The organism is Micrococcales bacterium (assembly GCA_016703125.1).
In the GTDB taxonomy this organism is placed as follows: Bacteria; Actinomycetota; Actinomycetes; order S36-B12; family UBA10799; genus JADKAV01.
In genome coordinates this window covers 211,933-226,660 of the sequence record JADJCR010000004.1, presented here as the reverse complement: position 1 = coordinate 226,660, position 14,728 = coordinate 211,933, and the positions used below count along the sequence as shown (strand labels likewise).

General features: G+C 67.9%; 14 protein-coding genes and 2 pseudogenes. 8 read left to right on the top strand and 8 right to left on the bottom strand.

The window, feature by feature from the left end; all coding sequences use genetic code 11:
- The first annotated feature begins 58 nt into the window (after positions 1 to 58).
- Positions 59 to 388 (top strand): YnfA family protein, encoded by a 330-nt coding sequence (locus tag IPG68_07830; GenBank protein ID MBK6763183.1) that lies wholly within the window; start codon positions 59 to 61, stop codon positions 386 to 388.
- Between the two features lie 142 nt (positions 389 to 530).
- A complete protein-coding gene (locus IPG68_07825; GenBank protein ID MBK6763182.1) occupies positions 531 to 698 on the top strand; it encodes a hypothetical protein in 168 nt (55 codons plus the stop codon).
- Positions 699 to 711: 13 nt separating this feature from the next.
- Here the strand turns inward: IPG68_07825 and IPG68_07820 are convergent, their stop codons facing one another.
- Together IPG68_07820 and IPG68_07815 are read right to left on the bottom strand one after the other, a co-directional pair.
- A complete protein-coding gene (locus IPG68_07820; GenBank protein ID MBK6763181.1) occupies positions 712 to 1,617 on the bottom strand; it encodes a carotenoid biosynthesis protein in 906 nt (301 codons plus the stop codon).
- A 91-nt stretch (positions 1,618 to 1,708) separates the two neighbouring features.
- Positions 1,709 to 2,482 carry an SDR family oxidoreductase gene (locus IPG68_07815; protein MBK6763180.1) on the bottom strand — a complete coding sequence of 258 codons (774 nt, stop codon included), beginning with the start codon at positions 2,480 to 2,482 and terminating at the stop codon, positions 1,709 to 1,711.
- A 193-nt stretch (positions 2,483 to 2,675) separates the two neighbouring features.
- On the opposite strand from IPG68_07815, the gene IPG68_07810 reads away from it, so the two are divergent.
- The gene (locus IPG68_07810; protein ID MBK6763179.1) at positions 2,676 to 3,893 is read left to right on the top strand and encodes an NAD(P)-binding domain-containing protein; all 1,218 of its coding nucleotides are present in this window, start codon (positions 2,676 to 2,678) and stop codon (positions 3,891 to 3,893) included.
- A 46-nt stretch (positions 3,894 to 3,939) separates the two neighbouring features.
- On the opposite strand, the gene IPG68_07805 is transcribed toward IPG68_07810, so the two are convergent.
- The 3 genes from IPG68_07805 to IPG68_07795 are packed head-to-tail and all read right to left on the bottom strand — an operon-like array spanning position 3,940 to position 7,030.
- Entirely contained in the window at positions 3,940 to 5,541 is a 1,602-nt protein-coding gene (locus IPG68_07805; protein MBK6763178.1) for a glycerol-3-phosphate dehydrogenase/oxidase, read from the bottom strand.
- On the bottom strand, positions 5,538 to 6,368 hold the full coding sequence (locus IPG68_07800) for a phosphotransferase (GenBank protein MBK6763177.1): 831 nt from the start codon (positions 6,366 to 6,368) through the stop codon (positions 5,538 to 5,540). The genes IPG68_07805 and IPG68_07800 overlap by 4 nt, the downstream gene beginning before the upstream one ends.
- Entirely contained in the window at positions 6,365 to 7,030 is a 666-nt protein-coding gene (locus tag IPG68_07795; GenBank protein MBK6763176.1) for a class II aldolase/adducin family protein, read from the bottom strand. The genes IPG68_07800 and IPG68_07795 overlap by 4 nt, the downstream gene beginning before the upstream one ends.
- Before the next feature lie 58 nt (positions 7,031 to 7,088).
- On the opposite strand from IPG68_07795, the gene IPG68_07790 reads away from it, so the two are divergent.
- A complete protein-coding gene (locus IPG68_07790; GenBank protein ID MBK6763175.1) occupies positions 7,089 to 7,685 on the top strand; it encodes a TetR/AcrR family transcriptional regulator in 597 nt (198 codons plus the stop codon).
- A 21-nt stretch (positions 7,686 to 7,706) separates the two neighbouring features.
- Here the strand turns inward: IPG68_07790 and IPG68_07785 are convergent, their stop codons facing one another.
- From IPG68_07785 to IPG68_07775, 3 genes are read right to left on the bottom strand one after another with little or no spacing between them, the layout of a single operon-like run.
- Entirely contained in the window at positions 7,707 to 8,807 is a 1,101-nt protein-coding gene (locus IPG68_07785; GenBank protein ID MBK6763174.1) for a HAMP domain-containing histidine kinase, read from the bottom strand.
- Complete coding sequence (locus IPG68_07780; GenBank protein ID MBK6763173.1) at positions 8,804 to 9,499, bottom strand: response regulator transcription factor; 696 nt, start codon at positions 9,497 to 9,499, stop codon at positions 8,804 to 8,806. The genes IPG68_07785 and IPG68_07780 overlap by 4 nt, the downstream gene beginning before the upstream one ends.
- A gap of 18 nt (positions 9,500 to 9,517) precedes the next feature.
- A complete protein-coding gene (locus IPG68_07775; GenBank protein ID MBK6763172.1) occupies positions 9,518 to 9,781 on the bottom strand; it encodes an SHOCT domain-containing protein in 264 nt (87 codons plus the stop codon).
- Between the two features lie 157 nt (positions 9,782 to 9,938).
- On the opposite strand from IPG68_07775, the pseudogene IPG68_07770 reads away from it, so the two are divergent.
- The 4 genes and pseudogenes from IPG68_07770 to IPG68_07755 all read left to right on the top strand — a co-directional run bounded on the left by IPG68_07770 (position 9,939) and on the right by IPG68_07755 (position 14,639).
- Positions 9,939 to 11,389: pseudogene (locus IPG68_07770) on the top strand (multicopper oxidase family protein).
- A gap of 14 nt (positions 11,390 to 11,403) precedes the next feature.
- Positions 11,404 to 12,041: pseudogene (locus tag IPG68_07765) on the top strand (DUF305 domain-containing protein).
- Positions 12,042 to 12,144: 103 nt separating this feature from the next.
- Entirely contained in the window at positions 12,145 to 14,406 is a 2,262-nt protein-coding gene (locus IPG68_07760; protein ID MBK6763171.1) for a copper-translocating P-type ATPase, read from the top strand.
- A complete protein-coding gene (locus tag IPG68_07755) occupies positions 14,403 to 14,639 on the top strand; it encodes a DUF2892 domain-containing protein (protein ID MBK6763170.1) in 237 nt (78 codons plus the stop codon). The genes IPG68_07760 and IPG68_07755 overlap by 4 nt, the downstream gene beginning before the upstream one ends.
- The last annotated feature ends 89 nt before the right edge of the window (positions 14,640 to 14,728 follow it).

Below are 14,728 nucleotides of genomic sequence, written 5' to 3'. Positions count from 1 at the left end.
ACCAGAGGCGTCGACGCGTAAGTCCGTGGTGGAGATTGCGTCTGGCATGCTCTGCGCCATGGACACAGTGCGTTCGATCCTGCTGTTCGTGGTCGCAGCCGTGGCCGAGATCGGCGGCGCCTGGCTGGTGTGGCAGGGCGTTCGGGAACACCGGGGGCTGCTCTTCGTGGGCGCTGGTGTGATCGCACTGGGTCTCTACGGGTTCGTGGCCACCCTGCAGCCCGATCCGGACTTCGGCCGGATCCTGGCCGCGTACGGCGGGGTGTTCGTAGCGGGTTCCCTGGCGTGGGGTGTGGCGGTGGATGGCTTCCAGCCGGACCGCTACGACGTCGTGGGGGCACTGGTCTGCCTGATCGGCGTGGCGGTCATCATGTACGCCCCGCGTTGAGGTCGGGAAGCAACGATGGAATGGCTAGGTGCCCTGCTCGCTGGGCTGTTCGTCGCTGCCATCACCGTCCCGGTGGGAGTGTCGGGGGCGGTATTCCTGCTGCCCGGTCCAGGTCAGTGTGTTCGGCGTGCCGAGTCCGGCCGTGACTCCGACCAACCTGGTCTACAACGTGATCTCCGTGCCTGGCGCGTTGGCCAGGTACCGTCGGCACGGCGGCCTGCGCTCATCACTCACGCTGCAACTCCTCGTCGGAGGGGTGTCGGTCAGCGCGGCGGTCGCCCTGTTCTACCTGGCGGCCGCGCTCCGCTGATGCTCCACGGGGTTCACGTCTCGGCAGGGAAGACTTCGGTCAGGACGGCCAGCAGCCCCACCGCGATCACCGGTCCCATGGTGAACGTGCCGATGAGCAGGGCTTGCGTGAGGCCGGGATCGAACCATGCCATCTCGATGAGGCCGCCGGCCAGCGTCAGGTACAGGAACCCGTAGACCAGGACCGGCACTGCCGCCGCGGATGGCTCCTCGATCCGCGGCGGGTCCGGGAAGACGAGCGAGAACACGGCCACGATGGTCGCCGGCACCAGCACCCAGCCGACGAAGTTCTCCACCGGGATGCCGGCGCCGCCCTTCCAGCTCTTTAGGTCCGGGAGGTACGGCCCGCCGTCCGCCCACCACCACCAGGCCTGCGACCCTAGGACCTGCTCCCAGACACCAGACACTGCCAGGGGGTCGGCCATCAGGTCCCAGGCTGCCGTGATGAGCCCGGCGGCGAACCCGACCAGCAGCGCGTAGGCGACGCGCCAACCCCAACCGTGGGGCGGTCGGGCGTTGCGGCGGGCCAGCCAGTCGACCATGGCGAACGCCGCGTATACGACCGTTCCCCAGACGAAGACGATGAGTACGGGAACGCCGCCCACGCGCGGGCCGAGCGCGCCGGTGTAGTGGTACGCGCCGAAGATCAGGCCGTAGTTGTCCCCGAGGTACTCGGCGCCGAAGGCAAGCGCCGCGGCCAGCCCGAAGAACAGGATCGCAGCACGCGCGCCCCGGACGACCAGGCAGTGCCACACGCAGATCGCGTACAGAGCCACGCTGCCCAGCCCGGCCACGCGCATCTGCAGCGCAGCATTCCCCGTCAGGTATGTGAATGCGAAAACCGACAGTGTGAGCGCCCAGAAGATCAGGACAACGCCCGCCATGATCCGGGTGGCGCGGCGGTCACGATGCCGGGACATATGTGCAGCCTAGGGCGGTCAGTGTGACGGAGTCGCTGGAGCAGATGGCGGGCCGGTGACCCGCCCTGGGCACTGCCGAACCTGCGGTTGATCAGCGGCCGGTGGCCGCCTTGGTGATCAGCCGGTTGGCCCAGTGCGGTGTGACCTGCGCGAGGGCTGTGAGTAGGCGGGCCTGACCGCCGACGGGGATGTGCGGATTCCGGATGCGGGCGGAGGCGGGGTTCTCGCGGACCTGTGTCACCGCCTTGAGCAGGGCCGTCGCAACGTCGTCCGGGCTCAAGTGGACGCCCAGCCGGTCACCGGAGGTTGCTCGCAATCCGTCGACCATGGAAGTCCGGACGAACATCGGCCACAGATCGAGCACCCGGATGTCGTGCCCGGCCCATTCGAGGTCGAGCGCCTCGGTCAGCCCACGGATCGCGAACTTCGTGGCGGAGTAGGTCGCGAGATCTGGCTGGCCGTACATTGCTGAGGCTGAAGCCAGGCTGACCATTACCGACCCGGGGGTCTGGGCCAGCAGCGGGAACGAAGCGAGGGCGCCGTTGATGACGCCGAGCACGTTCACTTCCACGATGGCCCGGTGCCGAGCGGCGGGGATCTGCGTGAAGTCGGCCGAACTCAGCAGCCCCGCGTTGTTGCCCAGAAGATCCAGGCGATCGAGTCCGGCCACCGCCTCGCGCCACTGGGCTTCGTCGGTCACGTCCAGGCGCCCGGTGTGCAGGCACGGCCCGGACGGCAACGAGCTGAGCGCCTCGGTGTCGACATCGAACGCGGCCACGGACCACCCGTCCCGCAAGAGGTGTTCGGTGGTGGCGCGGCCGATACCGTTCGCAGCGCCGGTGACGAGGGCGACGGACTGGGACATGTCGCCTTTGTACTAGAGGTCAGCGGCCTTCGTGACGCGAGCCGGTGGCGAACGGCACCGGTCGTGGCCGGATGACATCGCCCAGCCGGCGAGGACTAGCAACACGCGCAGAGCCAGCACGGTCCCTCGGGTCCGGCCTCCCAGCCCGCCGGGGCTCGACCGGGCCGCGCCCTCCGGCGTAGACTCGCGCGCCATGGAACGCACCGACGTCCTCGTGATCGGTGCCGGGCAGGCAGGGCTGGCTGCCAGTCATGAACTCACCAGCGCCGGCGTCGAACACCTGGTGCTGGACCGCGCCAGAATCGGGCAGGCCTGGACCGACCGCTGGGACTCTTTCTGCCTGGTGACCCCCAGTGCGCTCACGCTGAACCTCCCGGGGATGCCTTACGACGGCGACGACCCGGAGGGGTACCTGTCGCGGGCGGGCATCGTGGAGTACCTGCAGCGCTACGCGGCCGGGGCGCCGGTCAGGCAGGAGGTCGAGGTCCGGTCCCTGGAGCGCCGGACTGAGGGATTCCGGGCACGGACTTCTCAAGGCGAATTCTCCGCCCGCCGGGTCGTCGTGGCGACCGGGGCGTATCAGAGGCCTTACCGCCCCCCGGGTGCCGCATCCCTTCCGCCGTCACTGCCCGCCCTCGATCTGAGCGACTACCGCAATCCGTCTGTCCTGCCACCGGGCCGGGTCCTGGTGGTGGGAAGCGGACAGTCCGGTTGCCAGATCGCCGAGGAACTGCACCAGGCCGGCCGCGACATCGTGCTCGCGTGTGGCAGAGCGCCGTGGTTGCACCGCAGGATCGCCGGACGGGACATGTTCTGGTGGGCGGTCGAATCCGGGTTCCTGGACCAACCGGTGGCATCGTTGCCAGGCCCGCAGGCGCTCCTGTTTGCCAACGTCCAGGGTTCGGGCCGCGATGGTGGCCATGACCTGCACTACCGGACCCTGCATGACATGGGAGTCACACTCGCCGGCCATTTCGACGGCGCCCGTGAGGGTCGCATCCACTTCGTTGACGACCTCCCGAACAGCGTCGCATGGGGTGACGCGCGCCGTTCAGACCTGCTCCAGCTGTTCGCGCGTACCGCGCAGGAGCGGGGACTGCCGAAACCTGATTCCCCGGAGCCCGACCCCTTCCGGGAGCACGGTCCTGCCTCCATCCCGTTGGCTGCCCTGGGCGCTGTCGTGTTCGCGGGTGGGTTCCGCCCTGACTACCGTGCCTGGCTGCCCTGGCCGGAGGCCTTCGATGCCACCGGCTTCCCGCTCCAGAAAGATGGGCGCAGCACGGTCATCGACGATCTGTACTTCCTCGGGGTGCACTTCATGCGGACGCGGCGCTCGTCACTGATGTTCGGTGTGGGTGATGACGCCAAGGTCGTGGCTGCCGCGATCGCGGGGACGGCACCGGGTGCCTGACGGCTGGGTTCATCGCGAACTCGGAGAGTGGCCGTTCCCCGCCTGCTCACCACGGCAGCGACAGAGCCGCCACCGCATGCTCGACCTCGGTCCGGCGGCGGGAGTCGTCCCAGCCGAGTTCGTTCCCCAGGACATCCGCGCAGGCTTCCAGCACGTCGTCGGCGGGCAGCCCCAGGGTACCCAGCCCGGTGCGCCGGAGCAGCACGTCCGTGAGCGTCCGCGCCGACTCGTGGCGTGCGGCCACCGCCACCTGGGCCAGCATCTCGCCGTCGGCATCCAGGACGTGTGACAAGCCGGGCTCGGTGCGCGCGACGTCGAGCACCTCGTCATGCTCGGTGCCGTGATGACGGGCCAGGTAGCGCACAGTCCCGGCGGAGAAGTCCGGGTTGCGCCGGATGCTGTGCTGCACGAAGTCCTCGATGGGTCCGGTGCCGCAGCCATGCAGTGCTGCCTGCGCGGTGCGGCTCGGGCTCAGCCGGCGGCCGAGCTTGCCGGCGACCAGCTCCACCACGGAGTGGGCGAACCCTCGACTGGTGGTGTATTTGCCGCCCGCAGCGGTGACCAGACCCGCGATCCGGCCATGCTCAGGCTCGGCGTGATCGACGACCTCGGCCGCGCGCGAAGCGTTGTACGTGTCCCCACCGGCATCCTCGGTCAGTGGTCGTAGCCCGCCGTACGCGTGCTGCACGTCCGACAAGGTCAGTTCGGTGGGCAGCATCCCGGACGTGTTGATGGCGGCGAGGAACTCCTCCACGCTCTCCCGGCTCACGCGCCAGTCGGAGACCGGTCCCCGATAGGCCTTCTCGGTGGGGCCGATCATGCTGTGCCCGCGCCAGGGTGCACAGCTGAAGTGCCCCGTCGGGGTTACGTGGAGGGTCATCACATCCGTCAGCTGACGGGTGATGAGGTAGATCCCCTCGGAGCGGACGGACGGCGGTGGGCCTGCGGTGCCGGCAGTGACCGGCGATTCCGTCAGCGTGTCGAACGCCCAAGGTCCGGTCGCATTGACCACCACCTCGCTGTGGATTGTCAGTTCCCGGCCGGTGAAGGCGTCATGGACCCTTGCGCCGACGACCGCGCCGCGCTCGGTGAGCAAGGCGTCGGCCCGCGTGTGATTGGAGATCAGCGCGCCCGCGACCGACGCCGACCTGATGAATGCCAGGGTCAGGCGCTCGGGACTGATCATCAGACAGTCGTGGTACAGCGCCTCCTCGGAGTCGAGCCAGCGGTGGCGCGGGATCTTCTTCGCGGGGTCGTACACGCGGTTGCGGTCCCACGAGAGGATGTCGTACGCGGTCAGTCCGGCTCGCACCAGCAGGTCGGAGTCGGGCAGCACGATGGGGTAGACGTCGATGAGGTTGGGCGCGATGTTGCTCAGAATCCGGCGTTCTCGCAGCGACTCCCGGACCAGGCGGATCTCGAGCTGCTTCAAGTACCGCAGGCCGCCGTGGATCAGCTTGCCGGTCGCGGCCGAGGTGGCCCCACCGAAGTCGCGCTCCTCGACCATGGTCACCCGAAGTCCGCGGCTTGCTGCTTCGTACGCGACGGCGGCACCGGTGATGCCGCCCCCCACGACCAGGACATCGACAGCGACCTCGTCGAGGGCCGGGTTTTCGACGAACCGGTCGATCGAGACCAGGGAACTCATGATGCGCCGGCCAGCAGGTCGAGGACCTCGCGCTGGAACCGCGGACGTTCGCTGGCGATGTCGAGGATGCTCATGCGCAGGATGACCACCGGCAGACGCCACGCGTCGACCTGTTCCATGGTCATGCCGGTGAGTCGCAGGTATTCCCCGAGGTACGTCGACAAGACGATGCCGCGGATGCGCTGTACCAGCAGTCGCTTGATCAGCGGCGTGCCCGGCCACAGTTCGGCGTCCCGGATCAGCAGCACCGTCATGGCCACGTCCGCCGCGGGATCCCCGCGCAGGGTCGTCTGCCAGTCGATCACGACGTAGTCGTCGCCCTGCGCGAAGACGTTCTCAGTGTGGAAGTCGAGGTGGAGCATCCGGTCGCCGGCGGGCAGTGGGGAGATGAGCTCGCACGCCAGCGCGCGCTGAGGATCGTCCAGGAACGCCAGCGGTGGCGTGTCCAGGGCAGCGACGGCAGCGTCCCGGATATCCGTGAACTTCTCCGTCGGCTGCGCGTGTACCTGCACGTGGGTGCGGGCAAGCGCTCGTGCACCCGTACGGATCCGCAGGGGGTTGCGCTCGGCCTGCTTCGTCAGGGAGTCGCCGATCACGCGCTCCAACAGCAAGCCGGGATGGCCGTCGACCGTGACTTCGCCGTGGCAAGCGCACACCCGCACGCCGAGTCGCCCGGCCTCCACGAGGGAGTCCCGTTCCACATCGACCTGGGCAGGGTCGTAGTCGGGTTCGAAGATCTTGACCACCAGGTCGTCGTCTGGCCAGTCGTAGATCCGCGCGCTGCGGCCGGTGGCGATGGGCTCGCCGAGATCCTCGAACGTCGTCATGGAGTCACCTTCTTCGTCGTCCCGTAACCGGTGGCGATCGCCGCCTCGATCACGGCTTGTTGCTGTTCCTCGGTCAGTGCGCGCGGCTCGCCGATCGCCTTGGCCCGCCAGTACATCTCCGCGGCCCACTCGAGCAGAAGTGCGTTGTTCTCCGCCTGCGTCAGGTCGGCGCCCCATGCGACGGTCCCGTGGTTGGCGAGGATGGCTGCCTGTTTGCCGACAAGCGCCCGCCGCACGTTGTCGGCGAGTTCGGGGGTGCCGAAGACGGCGAACGGCGCGACCCGGATCGAGCCGCCCAGCAGGAGTTGCTGGTAGTGGATGCACGGCACCTCGTCGACGACCAGCGACACCGCGGTGGCAATGGGGGAGTGGGTGTGGACCAGGGCGCCGCGCCGCTCGCGGGCGGTCTCGAGGTGGAACTGCAACTCGGACGTCGGTTCGAGGGTTCCGTCGAGGATCCGGCCCTGCAGGTCCACCACTGTCACGTCGTCCGCCGTCGCCGTGCCCAGGTCCACGCCCGTTCCGGTGACGGCCACCTCATCCCCCGAGGGCCCGGCGAGACAGGTGCTGACGTTGCCTGCGGTGCCGATGAGCAGTCCGTGGTGTGCGAGGTCACGGCTGACCCGGGCCACCGCTTCGCGGGCTTCCTGACGGGGGTTCATACCTGTAGTATGGGACTGGAACAAAAGCAAAGTCAACTTTGATTCGGGAGGTGCCCGCGTGGAATCGGGGTTGCGTCGGGTGCCCGTGCAGCAGCGGTCCCGGGAGAAGGTGGAGCGGGCACTGCGGGCGGCGGAGGAGTTGCTCGAACGCGAGGGCCTTACTGCACTGACGTTGTCCCGGGTCGCCGAGGAGGCCGGCGTGTCCGTGGGCGCGCTGTACCAGTACCTCCCGGACCGGGAGGCGATCGTGGCAGCGCTGTCAACGATGTACTACGCCCGCCTCGAGGAGGGCATGGACGAGTTGGTCGCCGGACTGACTGCCGAGCGCTCGACCGATCCGGTCGGGGAAGTCATCGAAGCGATCGCCCGGATGTACCGAGGGCAGTCGGCGACCCGGGCTCTGCGCGCCGGCCTGCAGGGAGCCGAACAACTGGCGCTGGGCCGCGCGCACAAGCAGCGGATGGTGGCCAAGGTGCAGATCCTGCTGGTCGCCTACGGGATGGTCGCCGCGGACGCGCCGGACACCGTCGCTCGCACGATCTTCTTCGCTGCCGACGGGGTGATGCACGAGGTCTTCGCGGAAGGCGAGCAGGGTGACGGCGCGTTGCTCGATGAACTTGAGGCGATGTTGCGGTCGTATCTCGGGCGGGGCTAGTGGTCACAGTGTGAGCAGCGCTCAGCCCGGCTGGCTGGGCAACCTGATCGTGAAGGTGCTTCCGGCGCCCGGACCGCGGCTGGACGCCGTCAGGTCGCCCCGCTGGTTCTGGACGAGCGCGCGAGCGATGGTCAAACCCAGTCCACTGCCCGCCGTATCCGAAAGGCGGGCATCGTCCAGTCGCTGGAACCGGTTGAAGATGCGCTCGAGGTCGCCTTCCGCCAAACCCTCCCCGGTGTCCGTGACGGTGATCTCCGTGACGGTTCCGCGCTGAAGGCAGCCGATCTCCACCCGTCCACCCGGGGCCGTGTGACGCAGGGCGTTGTCGAGCAGGTTCCCGAGGACCTGCTGCATGCGGTCGGGATCCACCGTGACCACATGGCCCGGATGCTCGCACGTGTTGCGCAACTGGATGCCCTTGTCCCGGTACCGCGCCTGGAACAAGGCGCACGCCGCCTCCATCAGGTCGCGGACCGCGACAGGGGTCAAGTGGAGGTCGAGTGCATGCTCCTGGGCCTGCGCGGCAAGGCGCACGTCACTTGCCAGGCGCCGCAGCCGATGCACTTCGGCTCGCATCACCTCGAAGTTCGCTGCCGACGGGGGCACGACGCCGTCCTCCATCCCATCGATGTGGGCCTCCAGGGTGGCCAAGGGGGTCCGTATCTCGTGCGAAAGGTCCGACAGCAACTGGGTGCGCGCCTCGTCCGTGGACGCCAGGCTTTCGGCCATGTCCTGGAAGGCGCGGGAGAGCGTGTGGAGTTCGGTGCCGAACCCCGCCTGGGGCACCGATACGTCGTAGTTGCCGTGAGCCACGGATTCCGCCGACGCGGCGAGGGCCGTGATGGGGCGGCTGACTCTGCGCGCGAGGAACCACGACAGCAGGATCGCGGCGACGATCGCCACCGCTGCCGCCGCGAGCAGGGCCCGGCCGACGGAGGCCTCGAAAGCCTGCTGTGCGTGCATCTGCACCACGAGGGAATCCTCCCCAGTCATCTCGAGGTGATGGAGGAACAGGCCAGGTGCGATGAGTACCACCGTGACCAGCAGTGCGAGGAAGGTGATTCCGATGACGAGCAGTTGGGCGATGAACAGTCGTGCGCCCAACCGTGCCGGACGGCTCATGTCACCATTCCGTACCCGATACCGCGCACCGTCCTGATGTATATCGGAGCGGCCGCGTCGTCCTCCAACTTCTTCCGCAGATGCCCCACGTGGACGTCCACGATGTGCTCGTCGCCGAACCAGTCATCTCCCCATACCTCGTCGATGAGCTGCCGCCGGCTGAACGCTCGCCGGGGCGAAGACGTGAGGGTGTCCAACAGGTCGAACTCGGTGCGGGTGAGATCCAGTTCGCTGTCGCCCAGCCAGGCTTTGCGGGCTTCCGGATCCAATCGCAGGCGCCCGAAGGTCCGAGCTGGCCGGCTCGTGACTGCGTCGCCAAGACCTCGTGGTCGGCGCAGCATGGCCCGGATGCGAGCGGTGAGTTCCCGGGGCGAGAACGGTTTGACCATGTAGTCGTCGGCGCCCACCGACAGCCCGACCACCTTGTCGATCTCATCGTCGCGGGCAGTGAGCATGATGACGTAGCAGTCGCTGAAACCACGGATCTGGCGGCACACCTCGAGGCCGTCAAACCCGGGCAGCATGATGTCGAGGGCGACCAGGTCCGGGCTCAGCGATCTCGCCATGAGAACGGCGTCCGGGCCGTTCTCGGCAATGTCGACGTCGAAGCCTTCGTTGCGCAGGTAGGCCGCGACGACTGCCGCCAGGTCCGGCTCGTCCTCCACCACCAGCACGCGAAGCTGTGAGGCCACGCATCCTCCTCCGCCGCGTCAGGGACGCTGCACTGCGCGGCTGCTGTCATTGTTCAGGATGGCGCGCGATTCCAGGTACTCCTCGGTCGTGATGTCACCACTGGCGAAGCGGCGCTTCAGCACCTCGATGGGTGTCTCTTCGGACAGGCCGTGACGTGGACCCGCCCGATCCCTCGTGATCCAGACCACGGCCCAGATCGCGGCGGCCAGGACGAGTGGCCAGATCAGCATGACGATCAGCATCCAACTGTTCCATCCGTAGGTGTTGTAGTAGCCCATCATGATCGCTCACCTCCCGTGAGTGGACACGCTCAGCATCGGACTGACACATGACGAGTCCATGGTGCGAACGATGAAGTTTCCATGAAGGTCAGGACCTTCACCGAAACTTCACAGAACCTGGGCAGCACCTCCAGACAGTGCTGCCAGCCTCGTGGTCATGTCCGGACCGACCCTTTCGCGACGCGGCTTCCTCGCTCTGGCCTTGGGAGCCGGCGCCGTCGCGGCTCTGGGTGGCTGCAAGCCGTCGCAGCGCATGTCCGTCGCCGGATCGGTGGCCCTGCCGACAGGTCCGGTCACGCAGGACATCCAGATGCGGGCGGTGCTGAGTCAGATCGACCTCGCGGGCCAGACCGCCGTGGCCTGGACGTACGGCCAGGAGCTTCCCGGCCGCGCTATCCGGGCCACCGCGGGCGATCGGCTGCGCATCACGGTGCGCAATGAGTTGCCCGAGGAGACCAGCGTCCACTGGCACGGGCTGGCAGTGCCCAACGCGATGGACGGCGTCCCCGGTGTCACCACGCCGGCTGTGCCGCCCGGGGAGTCTTTCACCTACGACTTCAACGTCCCCGTCCCCGGCACGCACTGGTTCCACCCGCACACCGGACTGCAGCTGGACACCGGGCTCTATGCGCCGTTCATCGTCGACGATCCGAACGAACCGGGTGTCTACGACGAGGAGTGGGTGCTCGTCCTCGACGACTGGACGCAGGGTGTCGGCCCCGATCCCCAGCAGATCTTCGATGGGCTCGTCGCGGCCGACGGGCGGGCTGACCCGGGCGGGATGATGCACGGGGTATGGGCCCCGGGGGTACGGGCATGGACGGCGGTGATGTCTCCTACCCGATGTTCCTGATCAACGGACGCCCGCCCGCCGACCCGGAGACGCTGCGGGTGTCGCCGAAGCAGCGTGTCCGTCTGCGCATCATCAATGCCGGGGCGGACACGGTCTTCACGTTCACTGTGGCCGGGCACACGATGACCGTCACGCACACCGACGGCTACCCGGTACGACCGGTCCGCACCCGGTCCGTGAGGATCGGGATGGGAGAACGCTACGACCTGACGGTGGACGTTCGCGACGGGGTGTTCCCGGTGGTCGCCGAGCCCGTGGGCAAGTCCGGCTACGCCATGGCGGTTCTTCGCAGTGCCCCAGGGCCTTCGCCCGAGATCCCACCCGCGAACGCGCGCACGACGTACCCACTCACCGCCGAGGTTCTGCAGGCCGACCCGGATGTCGCCCTGCACGCCGCCGCCGCGCAGGTCACACACGATCTGCTCCTGTCGGGTTCCATGGCACCTTACGTGTGGACGATCAACGGCGCCACCTACGATCGTTCGACGCCTCTCGAGGTCACGTCCGGTCAGAGGGTGCGTCTGCGCCTGGCGAACATGTCGATGATGAGCCACCCGATCCACCTGCACGGACACACGTTCCAGATCGGCCCCGCGGGTACCGGCGGTGCCCGCAAGGACACCATTCTGCTGCCCCCCATGGCCAGAGCCGAGGTGGACCTGGTCGCGGACAACCCGGGGGCATGGATGCTGCACTGCCACAACGCGTACCACGCTGAGGCCGGGATGATGACCCGCGTCGAGTACACCGCTTAAGAGGAGAGAACCCTGTGACAACACGTCGATCGCTCGTCAGCTTGACCGTCGCCGCGCTGACGCTCAGTGCCCTGGCCGGGTGCTCCAGCGGCACCGCGGACACGGTCGCAACCAGCGCTGGCGCTAATCAGGCAGCTGTGCCAACTGGCTCCGCGACGGATGTGGCCTTCGCACAATCCATGATCCCGCACCACCAGCAGGCGGTAGAGATGGCCGACCTCGCGCTCTCCGGCGGCTCCGGTGCGTCGGATCAGGTGCGGCGGTTGGCCAGGCAGATCAAGGCGGCCCAGGATCCCGAGATGCAGCAGATGACGAAGTGGTTGCAGGGCTGGGGCGCCCCACCGCGATGCCGGGCACGACCGACGGCAGTGGCATGGCAGGCATGGACCACAGCGGCCACGACATGGGCGGCATGAGTGTCTCCGGGATGATGACCGCGGATCAGATGACTCGATTGCGGCAGGCCCGCGGACCCCGTTTCGACCAACTCTGGCTGTCGATGATGATCGACCACCACCAAGGCGCCATCGCCATGGCCGAGCAGGCGCGTTCATCGGGGAACGTGCTGGTGAGGGTGATGGCCGATGGGATCATCGCCGCTCAGCGGGAGGAGATCGGTGCCATGAGTGCGTTGCTGGACGGTGGACGGTGAAGACCCCCGGTTTGGCAGGGGCATGGCTGGGAACCGTCTGAGTATCGGAATACCTGCGCTCTGCCGAGGGCTGGAAGGGACACGACGACCGGAGGGTGTCGACATGGATCACACGGATACGGCATCCCGATATGTATGCCCCATGCATCCCGAGGTGGTCGACGACAAACCCTCGGACTGCCCGATCTGCGGTATGCGGTTGGTGCCGGCGGCTGAGGTCGCGGGGCACGCCGGTCACGGACATGCGCCCGCGGCCAAACCAGCGGCACAACACCCCGTGGACAAGGTTCTGTACACCTGCCCGATGCATCCGGAGGTCGTGCGCGATCGCCCCGGGCGCTGCCCGATCTGCGGGATGCACTTGGAGCCGATGACACCGCAACTCGTCGACGACTCCGACCGGCAGGAGTACCGCAACATGCGGCGGCGGTTCTGGGTCTCTGTGCCGCTGTCACTGGCAGTGCTGTCCATTGCGATGCTCGGGTTCCCGCCGTTGCCGATGGATGTAATGCCGTGGGCGGAACTCGTGCTCGCCAGTCCTGTTGTCCTGTGGGCTGCCGGCCCCTTCTTCGTCTGGGCGGTGCAATCGGTGCGCCACCGCAGCCCGAACATGTGGACGCTCATCGGCCTCGGGGTGGCTGCCGCCTACGGCTACTCGGTGCTCGCTGTGATCGTCCCGGGGAGCTTCCCGGATGCGCTGAAGGACGACGGCAAGGTCCCTCTGTACTTCGAAGCCGCCGCAATCATCTGCACGCTCACCCTTCTGGGTCAGGTGCTGGAACTGCGGGCGCGTGCCACGACGGGCGACGCGATCAAGGGACTGCTGCAACTCGCTCCCGCCGTGGCTCGTCGCATCGCCCCGGACGGCGCCGAGGAGGACGTCGATCTCGCGGTGGTCGTGGTCGGTGATCGGGTACGCGTGCGGCCGGGTGAGAAGGTTCCGGTCGACGGGTTGGTGGAGTCCGGTCAGTCGGCGGTCGACGAGTCGATGCTCACCGGTGAACCAGTACCCGTGGACAAGGCGCCAGGCGACAGCGTGATCGGTGGCACGCTGAACACCACCGGCAGCCTCGTCGTGCGCGCCTCCCAGGTCGGGTCAGACACGGTGCTTGCGCGGGTAGTGGAGATGGTCGCTTCGGCGCAACGCTCCAAGGCCCCGATGCAGCGCCTGGCCGACAGAGTCGCGGGGGTGTTCGTGCTGGCGGTCATCGGAATTGCGCTCGTGACGTTCTTCGTGTGGGGTCTGGTCGGTCCGGATCCGAGTTGGGGACACGCCTTGGTGAACGCGGTTTCCGTCCTGATCATCGCCTGCCCCTGCGCATTGGGTCTGGCCACGCCCATGTCCGTCATGGTCGGCAGCGGCCTCGGTGCGCGCCACGGCGTGCTGTTCAAGGACGCCGCCGCGATGGAGAAGCTGCGGGAAGTCGACACCCTGATCGTCGACAAGACCGGGACGCTGACGGTCGGGCGCCCGACGGTCAGTCGCGTGATCCCTGCGCAGGGCTTCGCCGGGGATGAGGTGTTGGGCGCAGCCGCCAGTGTGAACCAGGGCAGCGAGCATCCGCTGGCCCGGGCCATCACCGAGGCGGCAGCCTCGATCGCCCTGACGCAGGCTGAGGCCTTCGAGGCCAGGCCCGGTTTCGGGGTGGCAGGCGTCGTCGACGGACGGTCCGTTCTGGCAGGGAACGCTGATCTCATGCGTCAGGAGGGTGTGGAGATGTCTGCGGCTCTGGAGGCGGAGGCCCCCGCGGGCGAGACCGCGATCAGGGTCGCCATCGACGGCAAGGAGGCCGGCCTCATCTGCCTGCGGGACGAGGTGAAGCAGAGCACGCCGCAGGCGGTCGCGCAGTTGCACCGGGAAGGGCTCACCCTGGTCATGGCCACGGGGGATGCCGAGGGTCCGGCGCGTCAGGTGGCGCAGACGTTGGGGATCGACGAGTTCCGGGCGGGTGTGAAGCCGGACGACAAGCTCGCACTTGTCGATGAACTGCAGCGGCGGGGGAGCCTCGTCGCGATGGCCGGCGACGGCATCAACGACGCCCCAGCCCTGGCGCAGGCCGACATCGGGATCGCCATGGGTACGGGTAGCGACATCGCGATCGACTCCGCCGAGATCACTCTGGTCAAGGGCGACCTTCGCGGAATCAGTGCCGCCCGCGGGGTGTCCCGCGCGACAGTGCGGAACATGAAGCAGAACCTCGGGTTCGCATTCCTCTACAACACCCTCGGCATCCCCATCGCTGCCGGCGTCCTCTACCCTTTCACCGGGCTGCTGCTGTCCCCGATCATCGCGGCCGCCGCCATGAGCCTGTCCAGCGTCTCGGTCATCGTCAACGCACTCCGGCTACGGAGCGCCCGCGTATGACCCGCAACGTCGGGAAGCTCGATCGGTTGATCAGGGTGCTCGCTGCGCTGGCGCTGTGCGGGATCGCCGTGATGTCGCAGACGTGGCCGGCTGTCGTCGTGGGAGGTCTGCTAGCCGTCACAGCGGTCTTAGGATTCTGTCCGCTGTACTTGTTGTACGGGCTTTCCACCGTCGGAGGTGTGCACCGCGACTGCGCGGATGGCCGGTGCGGCCTGCCGGTCCCGCGGCGCTGACCCGAACGGCGCGGTCCCTGCGACGACCAAATCGTCGGTGGTTGTCTTTTCGACGAAGTGAGGTGATGCTGCGGTCGAATCGGGCGGGG